The sequence below is a fragment of the Ruegeria sp. AN11 genome (assembly GCF_056536005.1).
On sequence record NZ_JBQFJD010000001.1, the window covers coordinates 2,222,750 to 2,243,501 of the forward strand.

Annotated in this window: 25 protein-coding genes and 2 pseudogenes; 1 reads left to right on the top strand and 26 read right to left on the bottom strand. The window is 58.4% G+C overall.

The features are described from left to right. Positions 1–8: 8 nt before the first annotated feature. The 12 genes from ACR3EQ_RS10890 to ACR3EQ_RS10945 form a co-directional block, all read right to left on the bottom strand. Positions 9–1,322, bottom strand: a complete 1,314-nt coding sequence (locus ACR3EQ_RS10890; protein ID WP_480490625.1) for a replication-associated recombination protein A — start codon at positions 1,320–1,322, stop codon at positions 9–11. 3 nt (positions 1,323–1,325) lie between these two features. Beyond that, positions 1,326–2,714 carry a trypsin-like peptidase domain-containing protein gene (locus ACR3EQ_RS10895; RefSeq protein WP_480440768.1) on the bottom strand — a complete coding sequence of 463 codons (1,389 nt, stop codon included), beginning with the start codon at positions 2,712–2,714 and terminating at the stop codon, positions 1,326–1,328. 79 nt (positions 2,715–2,793) lie between these two features. After that, positions 2,794–3,852 carry a TauD/TfdA family dioxygenase gene (locus tag ACR3EQ_RS10900; protein WP_480490627.1) on the bottom strand — a complete coding sequence of 353 codons (1,059 nt, stop codon included), beginning with the start codon at positions 3,850–3,852 and terminating at the stop codon, positions 2,794–2,796. 157 nt (positions 3,853–4,009) lie between these two features. Then, a complete protein-coding gene (gene rplQ, locus ACR3EQ_RS10905) occupies positions 4,010–4,432 on the bottom strand; it encodes a 50S ribosomal protein L17 (protein ID WP_170613748.1) in 423 nt (140 codons plus the stop codon). A gap of 180 nt (positions 4,433–4,612) precedes the next feature. Continuing rightward, the gene (locus ACR3EQ_RS10910) at positions 4,613–5,629 is read right to left on the bottom strand and encodes a DNA-directed RNA polymerase subunit alpha (protein WP_170613750.1); all 1,017 of its coding nucleotides are present in this window, start codon (positions 5,627–5,629) and stop codon (positions 4,613–4,615) included. 114 nt (positions 5,630–5,743) lie between these two features. Beyond that, positions 5,744–6,133, bottom strand: coding sequence for a 30S ribosomal protein S11 (rpsK, locus tag ACR3EQ_RS10915; RefSeq protein ID WP_008757289.1), 390 nt, complete (start codon positions 6,131–6,133; stop codon positions 5,744–5,746). A 15-nt stretch (positions 6,134–6,148) separates the two neighbouring features. Then, entirely contained in the window at positions 6,149–6,517 is a 369-nt protein-coding gene (gene rpsM / locus ACR3EQ_RS10920; protein ID WP_170613752.1) for a 30S ribosomal protein S13, read from the bottom strand. Positions 6,518–6,718: 201 nt separating this feature from the next. After that, on the bottom strand, positions 6,719–7,363 hold the full coding sequence (locus ACR3EQ_RS10925; protein WP_170613754.1) for an adenylate kinase: 645 nt from the start codon (positions 7,361–7,363) through the stop codon (positions 6,719–6,721). Further along, complete coding sequence (gene secY / locus ACR3EQ_RS10930; protein ID WP_170613756.1) at positions 7,360–8,724, bottom strand: preprotein translocase subunit SecY; 1,365 nt, start codon at positions 8,722–8,724, stop codon at positions 7,360–7,362. Before secY ends, ACR3EQ_RS10925 begins: the two co-directional genes overlap by 4 nt. Positions 8,725–8,833: 109 nt before the next feature. Further along, complete coding sequence (gene rplO, locus ACR3EQ_RS10935) at positions 8,834–9,307, bottom strand: 50S ribosomal protein L15 (RefSeq protein ID WP_170613758.1); 474 nt, start codon at positions 9,305–9,307, stop codon at positions 8,834–8,836. Positions 9,308–9,453: 146 nt separating this feature from the next. Next, a complete protein-coding gene (locus tag ACR3EQ_RS10940) occupies positions 9,454–10,317 on the bottom strand; it encodes a hypothetical protein (RefSeq protein ID WP_170613760.1) in 864 nt (287 codons plus the stop codon). Positions 10,318–10,478: 161 nt separating this feature from the next. After that, positions 10,479–10,694: a DUF1127 domain-containing protein gene (locus tag ACR3EQ_RS10945; RefSeq protein ID WP_170613762.1), complete on the bottom strand. Its 216-nt coding sequence runs from the start codon at positions 10,692–10,694 to the stop codon at positions 10,479–10,481. Between the two features lie 417 nt (positions 10,695–11,111). On the opposite strand from ACR3EQ_RS10945, the pseudogene ACR3EQ_RS10950 reads away from it, so the two are divergent. Then, positions 11,112–11,312, top strand: a pseudogene (locus ACR3EQ_RS10950) (hypothetical protein); the annotation flags it as partial. A 400-nt stretch (positions 11,313–11,712) separates the two neighbouring features. Here the strand turns inward: ACR3EQ_RS10950 and rpmD are convergent. From rpmD to ACR3EQ_RS11020, 14 genes and pseudogenes are all read right to left on the bottom strand, one after another. Further along, complete coding sequence (rpmD, locus tag ACR3EQ_RS10955; protein WP_170613764.1) at positions 11,713–11,901, bottom strand: 50S ribosomal protein L30; 189 nt, start codon at positions 11,899–11,901, stop codon at positions 11,713–11,715. A 12-nt stretch (positions 11,902–11,913) separates the two neighbouring features. Beyond that, the gene (gene rpsE, locus ACR3EQ_RS10960; RefSeq protein WP_155148691.1) at positions 11,914–12,483 is read right to left on the bottom strand and encodes a 30S ribosomal protein S5; all 570 of its coding nucleotides are present in this window, start codon (positions 12,481–12,483) and stop codon (positions 11,914–11,916) included. A 116-nt stretch (positions 12,484–12,599) separates the two neighbouring features. Next, positions 12,600–12,959 (bottom strand): 50S ribosomal protein L18, encoded by a 360-nt coding sequence (rplR, locus tag ACR3EQ_RS10965; protein ID WP_010437103.1) that lies wholly within the window; start codon positions 12,957–12,959, stop codon positions 12,600–12,602. Between the two features lie 11 nt (positions 12,960–12,970). After that, positions 12,971–13,504 carry a 50S ribosomal protein L6 gene (gene rplF / locus ACR3EQ_RS10970; protein ID WP_170467582.1) on the bottom strand — a complete coding sequence of 178 codons (534 nt, stop codon included), beginning with the start codon at positions 13,502–13,504 and terminating at the stop codon, positions 12,971–12,973. An 11-nt stretch (positions 13,505–13,515) separates the two neighbouring features. Next, positions 13,516–13,908, bottom strand: coding sequence for a 30S ribosomal protein S8 (gene rpsH / locus ACR3EQ_RS10975; RefSeq protein ID WP_155148687.1), 393 nt, complete (start codon positions 13,906–13,908; stop codon positions 13,516–13,518). Between the two features lie 13 nt (positions 13,909–13,921). Beyond that, positions 13,922–14,227 carry a 30S ribosomal protein S14 gene (rpsN, locus tag ACR3EQ_RS10980; RefSeq protein ID WP_068340744.1) on the bottom strand — a complete coding sequence of 102 codons (306 nt, stop codon included), beginning with the start codon at positions 14,225–14,227 and terminating at the stop codon, positions 13,922–13,924. 19 nt (positions 14,228–14,246) lie between these two features. Then, the gene (gene rplE / locus ACR3EQ_RS10985) at positions 14,247–14,807 is read right to left on the bottom strand and encodes a 50S ribosomal protein L5 (protein WP_170613766.1); all 561 of its coding nucleotides are present in this window, start codon (positions 14,805–14,807) and stop codon (positions 14,247–14,249) included. Then, a complete protein-coding gene (gene rplX, locus ACR3EQ_RS10990) occupies positions 14,800–15,111 on the bottom strand; it encodes a 50S ribosomal protein L24 (protein WP_039523375.1) in 312 nt (103 codons plus the stop codon). Before rplX ends, rplE begins: the two co-directional genes overlap by 8 nt. Before the next feature lie 2 nt (positions 15,112–15,113). Continuing rightward, on the bottom strand, positions 15,114–15,482 hold the full coding sequence (gene rplN / locus ACR3EQ_RS10995) for a 50S ribosomal protein L14 (protein ID WP_005621870.1): 369 nt from the start codon (positions 15,480–15,482) through the stop codon (positions 15,114–15,116). 76 nt (positions 15,483–15,558) lie between these two features. Next, positions 15,559–15,789, bottom strand: a complete 231-nt coding sequence (gene rpsQ, locus ACR3EQ_RS11000) for a 30S ribosomal protein S17 (RefSeq protein WP_170613768.1) — start codon at positions 15,787–15,789, stop codon at positions 15,559–15,561. A gap of 4 nt (positions 15,790–15,793) precedes the next feature. After that, entirely contained in the window at positions 15,794–16,000 is a 207-nt protein-coding gene (gene rpmC / locus ACR3EQ_RS11005; protein ID WP_037311745.1) for a 50S ribosomal protein L29, read from the bottom strand. A gap of 306 nt (positions 16,001–16,306) precedes the next feature. Next, positions 16,307–17,481: pseudogene (tuf, locus tag ACR3EQ_RS11010) on the bottom strand (elongation factor Tu). 116 nt (positions 17,482–17,597) lie between these two features. Further along, positions 17,598–18,188, bottom strand: a complete 591-nt coding sequence (locus tag ACR3EQ_RS11015; protein ID WP_170611863.1) for a hypothetical protein — start codon at positions 18,186–18,188, stop codon at positions 17,598–17,600. A gap of 98 nt (positions 18,189–18,286) precedes the next feature. After that, entirely contained in the window at positions 18,287–20,635 is a 2,349-nt protein-coding gene (locus ACR3EQ_RS11020) for a DNA topoisomerase IV subunit A (protein WP_170611865.1), read from the bottom strand. Positions 20,636–20,752 lie beyond the last annotated feature (117 nt).

Consider the following 20,752-nt stretch of genomic DNA (forward strand, 5'->3'; position numbering starts at 1 on the left):
AGCCAGCCCTAGTTCTCGTTCCGCTGCGCGCGCAGCTTTGCGAAATAGTCCAGCCGCTTTTTCAGTTCCCGCTCGAATCCCCGCTCGACCGGCTGGTACAGCATCGGCCGCTTCATCGTTTCCGGAAAGTAGTTCTGGCCCGAGAATCCATCCTCGGCATCATGGTCATAGGCATAGCCAGCCCCATAGCCCTGATCCTTCATCAGTGTCGTGGGCGCATTCAGGATGTGCTTTGGCGGCGGCTCGCTGCCGGATTGTTTGGCCAGACGCATCGCCGCCTTGTAGCCGACATAGGCGCCGTTCGATTTTGGCGCCAGCGCCAGATAGACCAGCGCCTGCGCCAGGGCCAATTCTCCTTCCGGAGAGCCCAGCCGCTCGTATACCTCCCACGCATGCAGGCAGATCGACTGCGCCTGCGGGTCGGCCAGTCCGATATCCTCAACCGCCATCCGGGTAATCCGGCGGGCCAGATACCTTGGATCCTCGCCCCCCGTCAGCATACGTGCAAACCAATACAGCGCCGCATCCGGATCCGAACCGCGAACTGATTTGTGCAGGGCCGAGATCAGGTTGTAATGCTCGTCCCCCGATTTGTCGTATTTCGCGGCACGCCGCATCAACCGCGTGGACAGCGCCTCCGGGTCAAGCGGTGCGTCGACCTTCCACGCCGCAACCTGCTCAATCAGGTTCAGCAACGCGCGACCGTCTCCGTCCGCCATCTCCTGCAAGGCATCCCGGGCGGCAGGCGTCAGGGGCAAGGCGCGGCCAAGATCTTTTTCGGCCCGCCTCGTCAGACGTTCCAGATCGGCAAGGCTCAGCCGTTCGAGCACCAGCACCTGTGCACGGCTGAGAACAGCCGCATTCAGTTCGAACGAAGGGTTTTCCGTGGTCGCCCCCACCAGCAGGATCGTGCCATCCTCCATATGCGGAAGAAACCCGTCCTGCTGGGCCTTGTTGAACCGATGGATTTCATCAACGAACAAAAGGGTGCCCTGCCCGTTCTGACGCCGTATCCTTGCTGCCTCGAACACTTTTTTCAGGTCCGGAACACCGGTGAAAATCGCGCTGATCTGGACAAAATGCAGATCAGTCTCTTGTGCCAGCAACCGCGCAATCGTGGTCTTGCCTACCCCCGGTGGCCCCCAGAACACCAAACTCGACAGGCTACCAGCGGCCAGCATGACGCCCAGGGGTGCGTCCGGGCCAAGCACCGGCTCTTGTCCGATCACCTCACCCAGCGTCTTGGGACGCAGCCGGTCCGCCAAGGGGCGATGCGGCGCGGTTGCGGGCTCGGGTGCCCCGGTATCGAACAGATCACTCACGGGTCAGAGCCGAAACCGCAACGAAACCGCGCGTCCACCGCGCTGAACGTTCATTTGCACCCGGCGCCCGGGGTCAGTCAGCGCCTCGACGACATCGCCGGGCTGCTCAATCTCAGTGTCATTGATGCTGCTCAGGACGTCTCCGGGCCTCAGACCGGCGCGTGCTCCCAATGAGCCCGGATCAACCACAACAATGCCGGTCTGTGACAGAACCAATCCCAACTGCGAGATCAGTGCGGGATTGATCCGGGCGACGGTCAGGTTGGGCAGAACGGTTTTGTCATCCAATGTGGTCTCATCGGCGGGCGGACTGTCCGGAGCGCGGACCAAATCCACTATCACATCCGCGCTTTTGTCTCCGCGCAGACGGGTCAGAACCGAGGTTCCCCCGACACCGGCAACCGACATCCGGAATTTCATCTCGGCAGGCGAATTTACCTCATCCCCGTCAACATGGGTGACAACATCGCCAACCCGCAACCCGGCCGCAGCCAGCGGGCTGAGGTCATGCAGGTCCGAGATCACCACGCCCAGTGGAATGGCCAGACCCAGCGATTCGGCGATATCGGCGCTCATATGCTGGCCCGCCATCCCGGCCCAGGGGCTGACAAAGCTCTCGTTGCCGGACTTCGCCTGCCGCAGGAATTCGGCAACCAGATTTGCCGGAATGGCAAAGCCAATGCCGTTGGATCCGCCCGACCGGGTCAGGATCGAGGTGTTGATCCCGATCAGATCACCGTTCACGTCAATCAGCGCCCCACCGGAGTTACCCGGATTGATCGCCGCATCTGTCTGGATAAAGTACCCGCGCGCATTTCCCGTTGCTGTTCCGGTTCGTGCCAGCCCGGAAATTATGCCGGACGATACGGTTTGACCCACTCCAAACGGATTGCCGATGGCCAGCGCCAGTTCGCCCACCTCGACCTGATCGGAATCGCGAAAGTTCAGATGCGGCAGTTCAGCGGCCTCTTCCAGCCGAAGAATGGCAATGTCGCTTTCCTGATCGCCCAGAACCACTTGCGCTGAATACTCGCGCCGGTCCGTTGTCACCACACGGATTTCCGTCGCCATGCCGACAACATGGTAATTTGACACAACATAGCCGTCCGCAGACAGAATGACGCCGGACCCCAGCGAGTTCTGAACCCGCGGCTGCGGTTCGGCAAATCCTCTGCCGAAGAACTCCTGAAAGAACGGGTCCGAGAAAAACGGATTGGCCCGGCCTTGCGTTACGATCTTGGCGTAGATGTTGACGACGGCCGGAGCAGCCTGTTTGACCACCGGGGCAAATCCCAGGCTTATTTCGGCCTGCGATGTCGGCACTTTTGTTTCGGCATTAGCTGACACGGCTAGCGTCGCCAGCATCAGAGAACAGAGAACTTTCCGCATGATCCATCCGTCGATTAATGGTCCATCGGATATGCGTCTACACGGGCAGTAATGCAAGCTTCCGCGCAGCACCTGTGGGCGGTCAGTCCAACGGCGCGTGCAGCCGCGTTCCTTCCGTGATGATCCCGCCGCGTTGTCCGACCGCAATTGTTCCGTACCGCTGCCTGAATACATCGGGTAACTCACGGTCTCCCTCGGGCGACAGCCACAGTCTCAACAAGTGCCGCCGTTCAGATGGGTTAGGCCAATCCACAAAGCCAGTGCGGTCATGCAGTTGCGAGTGGTTGTACACGAACTGCATGTCCCCAGGCTGTAACCGCATGGTCAGGCAAAGGTCGGGGTCATTCGCCAGCGCATCAAAGCGATCCAGCGCCTCAACGTGATCCGGTGTAAGCCGCATCGCGTCCGGAAAACGCTGAGCACTGTCGATATACTGCCTTTGATAAAACACTGTCAGCTTGCCGTCGTGCCAGGAAAATGGTGGAATCGTCATGTAGGGCTTCATGCCGTCCGGCACCTCCCCTCTTCTGTCGGTCGCAAGGGGTTCAAACAACAGTTCCAGCAATTCCGGGCATTCGGATCGCATCCTGTTATAGATCGTTTCAGCACTCACCAGCAGCGAGTCTCCGCCCTCTTTGGCCTCACGCAGACAAAGCAGGCCAACAATATCTGCGCTGTCGGTGTGAAATGTCTGGCGTTCATGCGTTTGATAGATCCGGGTATTGGGATCGTTCGCATCCGCACCGATATCGCGGACGTGGCCCAGAATGTGCCCCTGAGCATTCTGCGAACGGGCCGAGCCCAAATGGGCACCAACACCGCAGAAAATCGTAGCTGCCATCTTTTGCGTATAGTCCTGCACCGGAAGGCCGCGGATCACTTCGAACCCGATCCCGTTGATCAGCTTCTCTCTTAGCAGCGCCAGATGTCGGTCAAATCTTTGCAAAGGGAAAGTGGCCTTCGTGATCTCACCAATATCACTTCCCAGGCTCAAATAGTGATTAGCGGCCTGCTCAAGATCCTCAATGTCGTCGGCCGACAGATCGATGATCCATTCGCGCTGTCGCGTGCGCATGGCCTGACCGGTCCAGACAGACGGGCCCGTGAGTTCGCTTGGTATTTCATCAGGGATTGCCATCATCCGTCCTCCTCACTCACCTTGAAGCGTGACCTTAAAGGTTCAGGGTTTCATAAACGGATTTCACCGCAAATGTGTTCTTTGCGACAGTTAGGGGGCAAAAAATGAAAAAACCCCCGCGTCCGGGACACGGGGGTTCAGATCAGAAAGCCAGGCTTTCTTATTCTTCGTCAGCAGCCTCTTCGGCGGCAACGCGGGCTTTGTCAGCCGCGCCTTTGGCATCAACGTCACGATCAACGAATTCGATGATCGCCATCGGTGCCATGTCGCCATAGCGGAAGCCAGCTTTCAGGATGCGGACATACCCGCCCTGACGCTCGGCATAGCGGGGGCCCAGAACTTCGAACAGCTTTGCGACGTCTTTGTCTTCTTTCAGCTGCGAAGCTGCCTGACGGCGGGCGTGCAGGTCGCCGCGCTTGCCCAACGTGACCAGCTTTTCGATGATCGGGCGCAGTTCTTTTGCCTTCGGCAGAGTCGTTTTGATTTGCTCATGCTCGATGAGCGAGCCAGCCATGTTCGCAAACAGCGCCTTGCGGTGCTCATGAGTACGGTTCAGGCGGCGGTAACCACGTGCGTGACGCATTTTCTTGTTCCTTCTTTCGCGTTTTGCTTTGTCTGGCCGGCGATGCGTGTCACCGGCTCTCCTTGGAGCGGAAGTGCCCTTGTTGTCCCCGGTCGTCCGGGCATTTGTCTTTCGCGTGGCGGGCTGAAGCCCGCCCTACGATGTAGTCTGAAGTAGGCCGGGCTTCAGCCCGGCACCGCCTTAAAAGGCGTCTTCGAATTTCTTCGCCAGATCTTCGATGTTGTCGGGCGGCCAGTCCTCGACATCCATGCCGAGGTGCAGACCCATGCCGGACAGCACTTCTTTGATCTCGTTCAGCGACTTGCGGCCGAAGTTCGGGGTGCGCAGCATCTCGGCTTCGGTCTTCTGGATCAGGTCGCCGATATAGACGATGTTGTCATTCTTCAGGCAGTTTGCCGAACGGACCGACAGCTCCAGCTCGTCCACTTTCTTCAGCAGCAGCGGGTTGAATTCCAGACCATCGTCTTCGTCCTGGCGGCCAGCCGATTCCGGCTCGTCAAAGTTGACGAAGATCGACAGCTGGTCCTGCAGGATACGCGCGGCAAAGGCCAGCGCATCATCCGGAGTGATCGATCCGTCGGTTTCGATCTTCATGGTCAGCTTGTCGTAGTCCAGAACCTGACCTTCACGAGTCGGCTGAACGTCGTAAGCAACCTTTTTGACCGGCGAATAGATCGCGTCGATCGGGATCAGGCCGATGGGTGCGTCTTCCGGCTTGTTCTTTTCAGCCGAGACGTAGCCCTTGCCGGTGTTGACGGTCAGTTCCATGAACAGGTCGGCGCCATCGTCCAGGTGGCAGATGACGTGATCGCGGTTCAGAACCTCAATGCCGGCGCTTTCGCTGATGTCGCCAGCGGTGACGACAGCGGGGCCTTTGGCATTGATCGACAGGCGCTTGGGGCCTTCGACTTCCATGCGCAGGGCGACCTGCTTGAGGTTCAGGATAATGTCGGTGACGTCTTCACGAACGCCCGCCACGGACGAGAACTCGTGCAATACGTTGTCGATCTGGACGCTGGTGATGGCCGCACCTTGAAGCGAGCTCATCAGGACGCGGCGCAGGGCGTTGCCCAGGGTCAGACCAAAGCCACGCTCCAGCGGTTCAGCAACCAGGGTCGCCTGACGCGCAGGGTCGTTGCCCGGCTTGCCTTCCAGCTGGGTCGGCTTGATCAATTCTGCCCAATTCTTGTGGATCATGTAATCCCTCCATTCCTGTCCGCGCCCCATGACCAACAAGGTGCAGACGCCCGAGGTTCAAAATGACGTGCTGGGGCCGTGCAGAAACACAGCCCCAGCCAAATTCGAAATCGCTTAGACGCGGCGGCGCTTCGGCGGGCGGCAACCGTTGTGAGCGATCGGTGTCACGTCGCGGATCGACGTGATGTTGAAGCCCACTGCAGCCAGTGCGCGCAGAGCCGATTCACGACCCGAACCGGGGCCCTGAACTTCGACTTCGAGCGTCTTGACGCCGTGTTCCTGCGCCTTCTTGCCTGCGTCTTCTGCAGCCATCTGAGCGGCGTATGGCGTCGATTTCCGCGATCCCTTGAAGCCCATGGTACCGGCAGACGACCACGAGATGGCGTTGCCTTGTACGTCCGAGATCAGGATCTTGGTGTTGTTGAAGGTCGAGTTCACATGGGCAACGCCCGATGCGATGTTCTTACGCTCTTTGCGCTTAACGCGAGTCTTGTCACGTGCCATCAGTCAGACCCTCCCTTATTTCTTCTTACCAGCGATGGCCTTTGCGGGGCCTTTGCGGGTACGAGCATTTGTGTGGGTACGCTGACCGCGAACCGGCAGGTTGCGGCGGTGACGCAGACCGCGGTAGCACCCCAGGTCCATCAGGCGCTTGACGTTCATCTGAACTTCACGACGCAGGTCACCTTCGACGGTGTAGTTGGCGTCGATGTGTTCACGGATGGCCAGAACTTCGGCGTCGGACAGTTCATTGACGCGACGGTGCGCTTCGATGCCCACGGCTTCGCAGATGGCCTGCGCCGAGGTGTTTCCGATACCGGTGATATATGTGAGGGCGATTGGTACCCGCTTTGCAGTCGGGATGTTTACGCCGGCAATACGTGCCACGTGTCACTTTCCTTTTCGTTGCGGTTCCGTAACTCCAGAACCTTTTTTCACAACGCTTGACCGTGGCAGTGCCGCCAGAGGGTCCAGCATTATTTGAGGTGGTCGGGGCAAACGGAACGAATCCCGTCTACGGTCTTGATTCCCTATAGGGATGGGGGTCGATATGGGCTTTTGAAGGGGCCGTCAAGCCCCAACCTGAAATCAGCCCAGGATGGCCTCGATCGAGGCTGTCACTTCTTTGATTTCAGCCAGGCCATTGACCGGCCGCAGATCACCCTTGGCATAGTAATAGCCAATCAGCGGCGAGGTCTTTTTGTAGTATTCCATCAGGCGCGTGCGCAGGCTGTCTTCGTTGTCATCCGCGCGACGCTGGAAATCATTTTCCTTGCCGCAATTGGTGCACTTTCCATCCGCCGGGATCGGTTTGGTGATGTCGTTATAGACTTCGCCACACCCACCGCAGGTCGAGCGTGCCGTGATCCGGGATACCAACGCTTCGTCATCGACGCGCATCTCAATTACGGTGTGCAGCGACTGGCCCAGTTTGGCCAGCAATGCCGACAGCGCATCGGCTTGCGCCAGCGTGCGGGGGAACCCGTCGAAGATGAAACCGGCCCCTGTTTCGGTAGTCAGTTTCTCTTCGATCAGGCCGATCACGATCTCATCGGTGACAAGTTTGCCGGCGTCCATGATCGCGGCAACTTTCTTACCCATCTCGGTGCCCGAGGTTTTCGCTTCGCGCAGCATGTCGCCGGTGCTCAGCTGCACCATGCCGCGTGTCTCGACCAGGTGACGCGCCTGCGTCCCTTTACCTGCCCCGGGGGGGCCAAGAAGAATAATGTTCATCGACGAGACGGTCCCTTCCTGCCGCGTTTCTTGCCTTTGCCGCGCAGTTGGGACTTTTCGATAAGCCCTTCGTATTGGTGCGCCAGCAAGTGGCTCTGGACCTGTTGGATCGTGTCCATGGTCACAGAGACGATAATCAGAACCGAGGTGCCGCCAAAATAGAACGGAATGGCGAACTGGCCCCGCAGAATTTCAGGCAGCAGACAGACCGCCGCCAGATAGCCCGAACCCAGTACCAGAACGCGGTTGACCACGTATTCCAGATACTCTGCCGTTTTCTTGCCCGGACGGATGCCAGGAACAAAGCCGTTCTGCTTTTTCAGGTTGTCCGCCACATCGTCCGGTTTGAACGACACGTTGAACGTGTAGAAATATGCGAAGAACACGATCATCGATGCAAAGAACAGCAGGTAGAGCGGTTGCCCGGGGCCAAAATTCGCCAGCAACCACGACATCACAGGACCGCTGGCCGCACCCGACGAGAAGGTCGAGATCGTCACCGGCAGAAGCAGCAGCGAACTTGCGAAGATTGCCGGGATAACGCCGGCCGGGTTCACCTTGACCGGAAGATGGCTGGAACCGCCTTCATAGATCTTCATGCCAGCCTGACGGCGCGGATACTGGATGTGGATCTTGCGCAGGGCCCGCTCCATGAACACCACAAAGGTGATCACGGCGATGACCATTACGATTACACCAATGATCACGGCGGGGCTGATCGCACCGCTGCGTCCGCTGGCAAAGAACTGCGCCAGCGCGGCCGGAACTTCGGCGATGATGCCGACAAAGATGATCAGAGAGATACCGTTGCCGATGCCGCGCGCGGTGATCTGTTCACCCAGCCACATCAGGAACATGGTGCCGCCAACCAGCGTGATCATGGTCGACATGCGGAAATAGAGCCCCGGATCGGTCGCCAGATCCCCCGATTCCAGCGAAACAGCCAGGCCATAGGCCTGAACCGTGGCCAGCGCCACGGTGCCGAAACGGGTATACTGGTTGATTTTCTTGCGCCCCTGCTCGCCCTCTTTCTTGAGCTGTTCGAGCGCGGGAACCATCGATGTCAGCAGCTGCACGATGATCGAGGCCGAGATGTAGGGCATGATGCCGAGGGCAAAGATGCCCATCCGCCCAAGCGCCCCGCCGGTGAACATCGAAACCATGCCGCCAATGCCTTGCCCCGCCTGCTCCATGAACTCACGCAGCGCTTGACCGTCGATCCCCGGCACCGGAATGAAGGTGCCCAGGCGATAGACGATCAGCAAACCCAGCGTGAACAGGATGCGGTTGCGCAGATCGGTGGCTTTGCCAAGGGCAGCCCAGCTTGTGTTGGCTGCCATTTGTTCTGCTGCTGATACCATAAATCGGTCTCTCTTATGAAAACACCGCCCGGAACCGTTTTCCGGCTCGGGCGGCGTCTTGGAAAACTCTGAGGTCTATGTAAGCGGGTCTTTGCCCGCTCACAAGCGCTTACTCTGCCGCAGCGGCTTTTGTGACCGTCAGTGAACCGCCCGCTTTTTCAACTGCCTCAACGGCAGCTTTCGAAGCACCGGTGACTTCCAGGTTCACTTTGGCGCTGATTTCGCCCTTGGCCAGAACACGGATGCCGTCCAGCTTGCGGCGCACCAGACCGGAAGCAACCAGTGCGTCCTCGGTGATCGCAGCCTTGGCGTCCAGTTTGCCGGCTTCGACGAACTTCTGGATCAGGCCCAGGTTGATAACGGCGAATTCCTTGCGGTTCGGCTTGCTGAAGCCGCGCTTGGGTAGGCGCTGGTACAGCGGCATCTGGCCGCCTTCGTAGCCATTGATGGCCACACCCGAACGGGATTTCTGGCCTTTGATACCACGGCCACCCATTTTACCTTTGCCGGAACCCGGACCACGGCCAACGCGGGTGCGTTTCGGTGTGGCGCCAGGATTGTCGCGCAATTCGTGCAGTTTCATTTCGCTTCTCCTAAGCCGGATGTGGCCCCCGAAGCGTGATGGGCCAAACACGGCATTTCTTGGTTTTTGATTCGTATGGCGCAAGGCCACCGCAGGCGTATAGGCCCGTTAATGCCAGTTGGCAAGCCTGCGGGACGGGTCAGATGTTATTCGTCACCCTCAGCCATTTCGTCTTCGATAACGCCCTTCGGCCGGAGCGGCGCCGCATGTGGATCGATGCCATGCTTTTTCACAAGCTGACCCACCAGGCTTTCGGGGTGCGGAATGCCGGAAAACCTGTTGAAGATGAATGACCGCATGCGACGGCCGTAGAAATGGATCGACATCGTCTCATCTGTGATGAATCGCTCGGCACCGCCATTGGCCCGGCTCATGACGCGCCGTTCCTTGTAAGACACCGGATAAAGGACTTGGGTAGGAAACGAGAAACGATCCTCACCATTCTGCTGCAACAGCCAGGTCAGTGCTCGGGGGCCCCAAACGCCCCAGGGCATTTCACCGGCATGTTTGGGGTTGCCGTCCAGGGCATCGCGTATCAGCTCGGCCCGCAGCTTCGACGGCAGCCACGGCGGAATACGATAAGGGTTTTCAGTGTAGTCGATCAGATCATAGAGTGTCGGGCTGTCCGGCGGCAACCTAAGAACACCATTGTTGATCTCATGCGCAGCGAGGCGGCCGTGGAAGTGGCCGTTTTCCGTGGTGAACGGCTTGACACAATACGCATCAGTATCCGCCCAGATCAGATCTTGATGCTGCGCCAGCATGCGATAACGAAACCTGTCCGCGTGTACTGCGGGGCTGCCGGTTCGCTTATGCGTGATGATGTTTTCGTCGGGCATGACCTCCCGCGCATCGCGCCGTTCGGCTCCGTCGGGAATGTTGGGCACATCGCCGTATGTATAAAGGCGCACGTGCTGGCCAGCATCCAGAAACGATTTGATGCAGAGCTGCTCCAGAAAGCTCAGCGGGCCATCGACCCATAGCATCCCGATCTGAAATTCCCGCGCCATGCCCGGCCTTTCCGTCAAACTGAAACGACCCTTTCAGCACTTGACCTATCCCGCGCGCTTTCGCAACGGGGTTCAGGAAATAACCTGCTCCTGTGGCATACGCGGCTCCCAAAACAAAAGAGGCGCCATAGCGGCGCCTCTGGATCGGGTGGTGCGTGGTCTTACACGCAGTAGGCGTGCTTGTGCGCGATGTCCGCAATGTCGCAACGGCGAATGCCGATATCGTCCAGCTCGCGGTTGGTCAGGCGCTGAAGTTCGGCATAGGTCCGGTTGTATTCGGCCGCCTGCGCGCGGGCTGCCTTCACGCGTTCAACGAAGTTTGCGAAGCGGGTGGAGAAGTTGAAACCGTTATGAGTCAGTGTTGCGGTATGTGCCATTTCTGAGTTCCTTTCTGACCGGGGCGTATTCCCCGGAGTTGCTTGTCTTGTTCCTTTTGGGACAAGGCTCAGATAGGCGCAGAGGATAACGCTAACAACGCAAGTTTCGGTCTAGCCGGTATGCGTTTTTGGAATAACCCCCATCGTCACAGAGAACGAGGCGCAAGGTCTCATAGTTCAAAGTATTTGCTGTAGAAAATCAGCCCCGCGAACGGCAATGTCCAGCAAACTCTAATCAAGGAATTTGACCGAATGAACAGCAAAGGATTGCTACACCGGCACTTTTAGAACAACGGTGAACAGCGCCTGCACAAGTGGCTGCACTATTTTGACATCTATGAGCGCAATTTCGACCGGTTTCGCGATCGACCTATTAAGATTCTGGAAATTGGGGTTCACGGAGGCGGCTCGCTGCGTATGTGGCGCGAGTGTTTTCACAGGAGTTCGCAAGTTGTCGGGATAGACATTAACCCCGAATGCGAAAAACACGCTGGTGAGAACTTCAATGTACGTATCGGCAGCCAGGACAACGAGAAATTCCTGGCTGATGTTGTTGACCAATATGAGGGCTTTGACATCGTCATAGACGACGGAAGTCACGTGAATTCTCACGTCATCAAGACATTTGACACGTTGTATGAGCGTGTTTCCTCCAATGGTGTCTATTTGGTGGAGGACATGCACACCTCTTACTGGCCCAAATTTGGCGGAGGTCTTCGGCGCGAGGGCACATTTATCGAGTTTGCCAAAACGAAAATTGACGAATTGAACGCTCAACATGTCCGAGAGGATTATGAGGTGACCAACATAACCAGGACTACAGACAGTATAACTTTCTACGACAGCGTGGTCGTCTTTGAACGCCGCCCACAGGGCAGACGGCAAGCGTTCATTACGCGGTCTGTATGGCGCGAGCCGGATCCAGATCTATTTGCGGATGTAACCGCAAACCAAAGGTGCAAAAAAAACGCCCCAAACCGAGGACAGGGGCGTTTCAATTCATTCGAAGGTATCGCGCTTAGCCGCGCTCTTCGACGATCTCTACCAGATGCGGGATCTTGCGGATCATGCCGCGAACTGAAGGGGTATCTTCCAGCTCACGGGTCTTGTGCATCTTGTTCAGGCCCAGACCGATCAGGGTCGCGCGCTGTTCGGCGGGGCGGCGGATCGGGGAACCGACCTGCTTGACGACGATGGTTTTTGCCATGGTTCGCTCTCCTTACGCTTCTGCTTCAGCAGCAGCCGGTGCTTCGTCCCGCTTGGGCAGGATGTCGGCGACTTTTTTACCACGACGTGCGGCAACCGAACGCGGGCTCTGCTCTTTCTGCAGGCCGTTGATGGTGGCGCGGATCATGTTGTACGGGTTCTGCGAGCCCAGCGACTTGGACACAACGTCCTTGACGCCCAGCATTTCGAACACGGCACGCATCGGACCACCGGCGATGATACCAGTACCTTCAGGTGCGGTGCGCATAACCACTTTACCGGCGCCGTGACGGCCTTCGATGTCGTGGTGCAGGGTACGACCTTCGCGCAGCTGCACGCGGATCATCTGGCGCTTGGCTTGTTCAGTCGCCTTACGGATGGCCTCAGGTACTTCTTTTGCTTTACCTTTGCCAAAGCCGACGCGGCCTTTCTGATCGCCGACAACCACCAGAGCGGCGAAGCCAAAGCGCTTACCACCTTTTACGGTTTTCGACACGCGGTTGATTGCGACCAGACGATCTGCAAATTCCGGTGCTTCTTCACGGTCGCGACCACGGCCCCGACGGTTTTCACGTTCTGCCATTTGGCATCCCTTTTCTCATGTGGCGCTTATGGCGCCGTTTAGTTCAATCCAAGTGAGCCCCGACTAACGTCAGGGCTCCCGGATCATCGGGGCGGATCGAAACCCGCCCGCAAGTCTTAGATCTTCAGACCACCTTCACGCGCGGCGTCGGCTACTGCCTTCACCTTGCCATGGAACAGGAAGCCACCACGATCGAAATAGGCCTCTTCGACGCCTGCCTTCTTGGCACGCTCGGCGATGGCCGCGCCCACTTTGGTGGCCGCTTCGACGTTGTTCTTGCCAACAACACCCAGGTCTTTTTCCAGGGTCGAGGCCGAAGCCAGGGTCACGCCACGTACGTCGTCGATCAGCTGAACGCTGATGTTCTTGTTCGAACGGTGTACGGACAGACGCGGACGACCCGCGTTGACCTTGCGAAGTTTGTTCCGAACGCGCAGGCGGCGCTTCAGAAACAGGGTTCTTTTGCTGTTTGCCATTGTCTGCGTCCTTACTTCTTCTTGCCTTCCTTGCGGAAGATGAACTCGCCCTTGTAGCGGATGCCCTTGCCTTTGTACGGCTCGGGACGGCGCCACTCGCGGATTTTGGCCGCGGTTTCGCCCACCAGCTGCTGGTCGATACCTTCCACAACGATCTCGGTCTGCTTCGGCGCGGTGATGGTGACACCTTCCGGAGCAGTGAAATCAACATCGTGGCTGTAGCCCAGGTTCAGCTTCAGGGTGTTGCCCTGCATCTGAGCCCGGTAACCAACACCCTGGATCTCCAGCTCTTTTTTGAAGCCAGTCGTCACACCGGTTACCAGGTTGGCAACCATTGTGCGGCTCATGCCCCACTGCTGACGGGCACGCTTGGACATGCCACGGGGGTCGATCTTGACCACGTTGTCTTCAACCGACAGCGTCACGTCGTCGGTGGCGGTGAAGCTGCGGGTGCCTTTCGGACCTTTCACTTCGATGGTCTGGCCAGACACAGAGGCGGTAACGCCGCTGGGCAGCTCGACCGGCTTTTTACCAATACGAGACATTGCAGACCTCCTTAGAAGACGGTGCAGAGCACTTCGCCACCAACATTGTTGGAGCGAGCGTTTGCGTCCGACATCACACCTTTCGGAGTGCTGACAATCGACACGCCCAGACCCTGACGGACCTGCGGAATGTCATTGACGCCCATGTATACGCGGCGGCCGGGCTTCGAGACCCGCTTCAGTTCGCGAATGACAGGGGTGCCTTCGTAGTACTTCAGGCTGATTTCGATGGCCGGGTGACCGTTTTCACCGGTCGTGTTTTCGTAGCCACGGATGTAACCTTCGTCCGCCAGCACGTCCAGAACCCAACCGCGCAGCTTGGAAGCCGGGGTGGAAACGGTGGACTTGCCGCGCATTTGCGCGTTGCGGATACGGGTGAGCATATCGCCGATAGGATCATTCATATCTATGTCTCCCTTACCAGCTCGATTTCACCATGCCGGGGATCTGACCAGCAGAACCCAGCTCGCGCAGCGCGATACGGCTGACCTTCAGCTTACGGTAGTAAGCGTGGGGACGGCCGGTCAGCTGACAGCGGTTGTGCAGACGGGTCGCCGAGCTGTTGCGCGGCAGTTTCGCCAGTTTCAGACGCGCTTTGAAACGCTCCTCCATCGGGCGGCTCTCGTCATTTGCGATTTCTTTCAGCTCGGCACGCTTTGCGGCATATTTGGCCACCAGGCGTTCGCGCTTTTTCTCGCGTTCGATCATTGCTTTTTTAGCCATGTCTCAATCCTCCCGGCGCTTACGCGTTGAACGGCATGTTGAATGCTTTCAACAGGCTCTTCGCTTCAGCGTCGGTTTTCGCTGTGGTGGCAATTACGATATCCAGGCCCCAGACCTCGTCGACTTTGTCGAAGTCGATTTCCGGGAACACGATGTGCTCTTTCATGCCCATGGCAAAGTTGCCACGACCGTCGAAAGAAGGCTTAACACCGCGGAAGTCACGAACGCGAGGCATCGCGATGGTGATCAGACGATCCAGGAATTCGTACATCCGATCACCGCGCAGGGTCACTTTCGCGCCCAGCGGCATGTCTTCACGGACGCGGAAACCCGCGATCGACTTCTTCGCCTTGGTTGCAACGGCCTGTTGACCAGCAATTGCAGTCAAATCCTCGACAGCAGCTTTCGCTTTCTTCGAGTCTTTGACGGCCTCAGCACCACAACCGATGTTCAGAACGATCTTTTCCAGCTTGGGCAGCTGCATGTCGTTCTTGTAGCCAAACTCTTCTTTCAGAGCGGCACGGATGGTTTCAGCATACTGAGCTTTCAGACGCGGGGTGTATTTTGCGGAATCAAGCATCGATCACGTCTCCCGTGGTCTTGGCGAAGCGCACCTTCTTGTCGCCTTCCATGCGGAAGCCAACGCGGGTTGCTTTACCGTTCTTGTCCAGCAGAGCCAGGTTCGACAGGTCGATCGGGTTTGCCTGGGGCAGACGACCACCTTGCGAGGTTTGCGACTGGCGGGTGTGGCGGATGGCGATGTTGATGCCATCTACAACTGCTTTGCCGGCTTTGGGGTCAACCGAGGAAATGGTTCCCTCTTTGCCCTTGTCCTTGCCGGCCAGCACGACGACCTTGTCGCCTTTGCGGAGTTTGGCAGCCATGATTACAGCACCTCCGGAGCGAGCGAGATGATTTTCATGAAGTTCTTCGCGCGCAGTTCACGAACAACCGGGCCAAAGATACGGGTACCTACGGGCTCGTTGTTGTTGTTCAGGATGACGGCGGCGTTGCGATCAAAGCGGATCGCGGTACCGTCTTCGCGACGGACTTCCTTGGCGGTGCGTACGACGACGGCCTTGCGGACGTCACCTTTCTTTACGCGACCGCGCGGGATGGCTTCCTTCACCGAGACGACAATGATGTCGCCGACGGAGGCGTATTTACGCTTGGAACCACCCAGGACCTTGATGCACTGAACTCGGCGTGCGCCGGAGTTGTCAGCGACATCCAGATTGGTCTGCATCTGGATCATGTGGTTTCTCCCGACCTGTGGGGGCTGGTCTTGTTAAATCCCCCAGGGTTTCGACAAATGGAAAAATCCCGGAAGCTTACGCTTCCAGAACTTCCCAACGTTTCGTCTTCGATTTCGGCGCGCATTCGATGATGCGGACTGTATCGCCGACCTTGAAGGCGTTCTTTTCGTCATGAGCCCGGTATTTCTTGGACTTACGGACGGTTTTGTGCAGCAGCGGGTGCTTGAAGCGGCGCTCGACAGATACGGTTACTGTCTGTTCGTTGGCGTCGCTGGTCACGGTGCCTTGCAGGATACGCTTGGGCATCTGATTACTCCTCGGATGCCGCGGCAGCGGCCTTTTCGTTCAGAATGGTTTTGACGCGGGCAGCGTTGCGGCGGGCCGCTTTGATGCCGGCAGTGCTTTCCAGCTGACCGGTTGCCTGTTGAAAGCGCAGGTTAAAGCTCTCTTTCTTCAGGTTGGCCAGTTCCTCGCGGAGCTGGTCCGGGGTCTTGTCACGCAGTTCTTGGGCGTTCATCGCCTTTTTCCTTTGCTCAAAACACCAGAAGGCCCCGTAAACGGGTCACCTTGGACCTGGTGGATGAATTACAGACATGCGAATCCCCCGACTCAGCCGGGGGACTTGCAGGATGCCGCGTATAAGGGTTTGGGGGGTGGGTGGCAAGGGAAAGTTTTGACCAATGCGTGCATGCAGATCGTAAGCTTCAAGCCTGGCGCCAAAACCGATGCTTCCCGAGATTGTTCCCCGAACAATCTCGGTGGGGCACTTAGCAAAAAGGGCGTCCCGTGGGACGCCCTTTCCGTAGCTTTTCGCAGATGCGAATTACTCGATGATCTTCGACACAACGCCGGCGCCGACGGTGCGGCCGCCTTCGCGGATGGCGAAACGCAGACCGTTCTCCATCGCGATCGGTGCGATCAGCTCAACGCCGAACGACACGTTGTCGCCGGGCATGACCATCTCGGTGCCTTCGGCCAGGGTCACGGTGCCGGTCACGTCCGTCGTACGGAAGTAGAACTGCGGACGGTAGTTCGCGAAGAACGGGGTGTGACGGCCGCCTTCTTCCTTGGTCAGGATGTAGGCTTCGGCTTCGAACTTGGTGTGCGGTGTCACCGAACCCGGCTTACACAGAACCTGGCCACGCTCAACACCGTCACGGTCAACACCGCGCAGCAGGGCGCCGATGTTGTCGCCGGCTTCACCACGGTCCAGCAGCTTGCGGAACATTTCCACACCGGTGCAGGTGGTTTTCGCGGTGTCGCGGATACCAACGATTTCGATCTCGTCGCCAACGTTGATCACGCCACGCTCAACACGACCGGTCACAACGGTACCACGGCCCGAGATCGAGAACACGTCTTCGATCGGCATCAGGAACGGCTGATCAACAGCGCGCTCGGGGTGTCGATATACTCATCAACAGCCGCCATCAGTTCGCGGATCTTCGCTTCGCCGATTTCCGGGTTGTTGCCTTCCATCGCCGCCAGAGCTGAACCTGCGATGATCGGAATATCGTCGCCGGGGTAGTCGTAGCTGGACAGCAGTTCGCGAACTTCCATCTCAACCAGTTCCAGCAGCTCTTCGTCGTCGACCTGGTCAACCTTGTTCATGAACACGACCATCTTCGGGATGCCAACCTGGCGGCCCAGCAGGATGTGCTCGCGGGTCTGCGGCATCGGGCCGTCAGCGGCGTTCACAACCAGGATCGCGCCGTCCATCTGGGCAGCACCGGTGATCATGTTCTTGACGTAGTCGGCGTGGCCGGGGCAGTCAACGTGCGCATAGTGGCGCGCATCGGTCTCGTATTCCACGTGGGCGGTCGAGATGGTGATGCCGCGCGCTTTCTCTTCCGGCGCACCGTCAATCTGGTCATACGCTTTGAAGTCACCGAAATACTTGGTGATTGCCGCCGTCAGCGTGGTCTTACCATGGTCAACGTGGCCAATCGTGCCGATGTTGACGTGCGGTTTTGTACGCTCAAATTTTTCCTTTGCCATTCCTCAGGCGCCCTTTTGCGATTTGGGGGACCCTTGGTCCCGTGGTTACATCTGCGCGCGCGAGATATTTGGTTCAAAGGGGAAAATCAAGCACATCCTGAGGGAAAAGCGGCCCCTTATGCCGGATTTTGCGTAACATCCCCGGATTCGAGCGGCCGGATCAGATCGGGCCGCCGATCAAACCAGCCATTGTCCTTGTGTTCCTCGGCCAGCCACTCCTCAACCCGGTCGGCGACTTTCAGGGCAAGCCCGCTCATCTGCTCTTCTTTGGTCCGCTCGTGCCCCGAGCCTTTCAGGGCACTTCCGCCGGTCGTGTCCTCAAGAACCTGAAACTGTTTGCCCTTGGCCAGAAACTCTTTCTTGTTCACATCGTACACGTTTACCAGAACAATCGCCGTGCTTTTGGGATTGTAGATTACCGGAATGCCCGGAGGCGCCAGCATATAGCCTTCCAGACTGATACCGATGTCATATTCCTGTGCGCCAGAGTAGCGACCCAGGCGAATGTCGACCGCGTTCTGGATCGCCTCGGTCCATTCATCAGGCGTCGCATCCCGCGACACTGGGCCTTGCACCGCCTTTTCGGCAAAAGCATAGTTGACCCGCAGCTTGAATTCGCCCAGCGATTCTGGCTCTTCATAAACCTGCGTCTGGGTGCAGGCGGCCATCAGGGCCAATCCGGTGATCAGGGTCAGAATGCGCAACATGTTCTCGTCTCGATAGGCCTGTTTTTCTTTGATCTAGCGCACCGATACGGCCTGTGCCAAGTCGTATCGGCAGAAATCCACCCGTAAGCGCGCCCTGATCACGAGAATTTATAGTCGCGCGGGAAGCCATAGGGAGGTTTTTTACCAACGCTGGCACGTTTGGCCAGCCACTGGGACATATCGGCCTCGTGCCGGGTCTTGTCACCACCCATCGACCACTTCAGGCCCTCTTCCCAGTTGAAAGTGGTGATGTCGGACAACCCGCCATCCAGCTCCAGCGTGCCCTGGCGGCCGCGTGCCATGTTATATTTCTGAAGGCGCACGCCCTTGCCGCGTGTCATCTCGGGCAGGTCTTCAGTCGGGAACACAAGGAACTTGCCGTTCTGAGACACAACGGCCACGTGATCCCCATCCACCGGCTTACAGATCATCGCGGTTTCGTCGCCTTTGACGTTCAGCACCTGTTTGCCGTTGCGGGTCTGGGCCAGCACATCATCCTCGGGCACCATAAAGCCGTTGCCCGCATCCGATGCGACAAGCAGCCTTCGGCCTGGCTTGTGAATGAAAATGTCGATGATCTGCGCCTCATTCGGCAGGTCAACCATCAGGCGCAGCGGCTCGCCCATGCCCCGCCCGCCGGGCAGGTTGGCGGCGCTGACCGTGTAGAACCGCCCGTTCGAGGCAAACACCAGCAGGCGATCAGTCGTTTCGGCGTGGAAAATGAATCGTGGGCCGTCGCCATCCTTGAACTTCAGTTCACGCTTCAGGTCGATATGGCCGGTCATGGCGCGAATCCACCCCATCTGAGAGCAGACGACCGTAATCGGCTCGCGGTCGATCATCGCCTCTAGCGGCACTTCCTCGACCTGCCCCGCTTCGGCGAACCGCGTCCGGCGCGCGCCGCCTTCGTAGTCTTTGCCGAATGTCTTCTTGGTCTCTTTCAGCTGCTCGGCGATTTTGGCCCATTGCAGGCCCTCATCGGCCAGCAGGTCTTCAAGGTTGGCGCGCTCCAGCATCAATTCGTCACGTTCGCGAACCAGCTCCATCTCTTCCAGACGGCGCAGGCTGCGCAGGCGCATGTTGAGGATCGCGTCGACCTGAACCTCGGACAGTTCGCCCTCGCCCGGCTTGGGCGAGACATAGTCGGCCTCGTTGGTCGCGCGGACATGATCTATGCCCCAATCTTCGCGCATCAGCGCGGCTTTGGGGTCATCATCATAGCGGATGATGTCGATCACCCGGTCGAGGTTGAGGAACGCGACGATAAAGCCCTCCAACACCTCCAACCGATGGTCGATCTTGCCCAGACGGTGACGCGAGCGGCGGATCAGCACCTCTTGCCGGTGATCAAGGAAAGCGCGCAGCACTTCCTTCATCGAGCAAACCTTGGGTGTCACCCCGTCGATCAGCACGTTCATGTTCAGGCTGAACCGCACCTCAAGATCCGAGTTGCGGTAGAGCATGCCCATCAGCACCTCGGGATCCACGTTCTTGGAGCGTGGTTCCAGGATCAGGCGAATGTCATCGGCAGATTCGTCGCGCACATCCGCGAGGATCGGGATTTTCTTGGTCTGGATCAGTTCGGCGATCTTTTCGATCAGTTTCGATTTCTGAACCTGATAGGGGATCTCGGTAACAACGATCTGCCACTGACCTCGCCCCAGATCCTCGACCTCGAACTTGCAGCGCAGACGAAACGAACCGCGCCCGGTCCGATACGCCTGTGCGATATTCTCTGGCGGCTCGACAATCACGCCGCCGGTCGGGAAGTCCGGGCCGGGAACATAGTTCAACAACGTGTCGTCGCGGGCGTCGGGTGTCCTGATCAGATGCAGACAGGCGTCGCAGAGTTCCGAGATGTTGTGCGGCGGGATGTTCGTGGCCATCCCCACCGCGATACCACTGGCCCCGTTGGCCAAAAGGTTCGGGAACTGCGCGGGGAGCACGACCGGCTCAGTCAGGGTGCCATCATAGTTGTCGCGGAAATCGACGGCGTCTTCGTTCAGCCCCTCAAGCAGCGCCTCGGCCACGATGGTCATCCGCGCCTCGGTATATCGCGAGGCCGCCGGGTTGTCGCCGTCGATATTGCCGAAATTCCCCTGCCCGTCGACCAGCGGGTAACGGACGTTGAAGTCCTGCGCCAGACGCGCCATCGCGTCGTAAATCGCGGCGTCCCCGTGCGGGTGATAGTTGCCCATCACATCGCCGGAAATCTTGGCCGACTTCCTGAATCCTCCGGTTGCGCTGAGTCGCAGCTCTCTCATCGCATAGAGGATTCGCCGGTGGACCGGTTTCAACCCATCCCGCGCATCGGGCAAGGCCCGATGCATAATGGTGGACAGCGCATAGGTCAGATAGCGTTCGCCAATCGCGCGGCGCAGCGGTTCGGCTACCTCACCCCCGTTGCCGGGGGTCTCCATGTTGGGGTCGTCGATCGTGTCGTTCATATATGATGTGATACGACGCAAGCGCGGCGTGGTAAAGCAAGCAGCGCGCAATTTACTGGGGACAAGTCGCGCTTTTTGCAACACGGGGAGGCAAGCCCCGGATTTCCCCCATCTTTC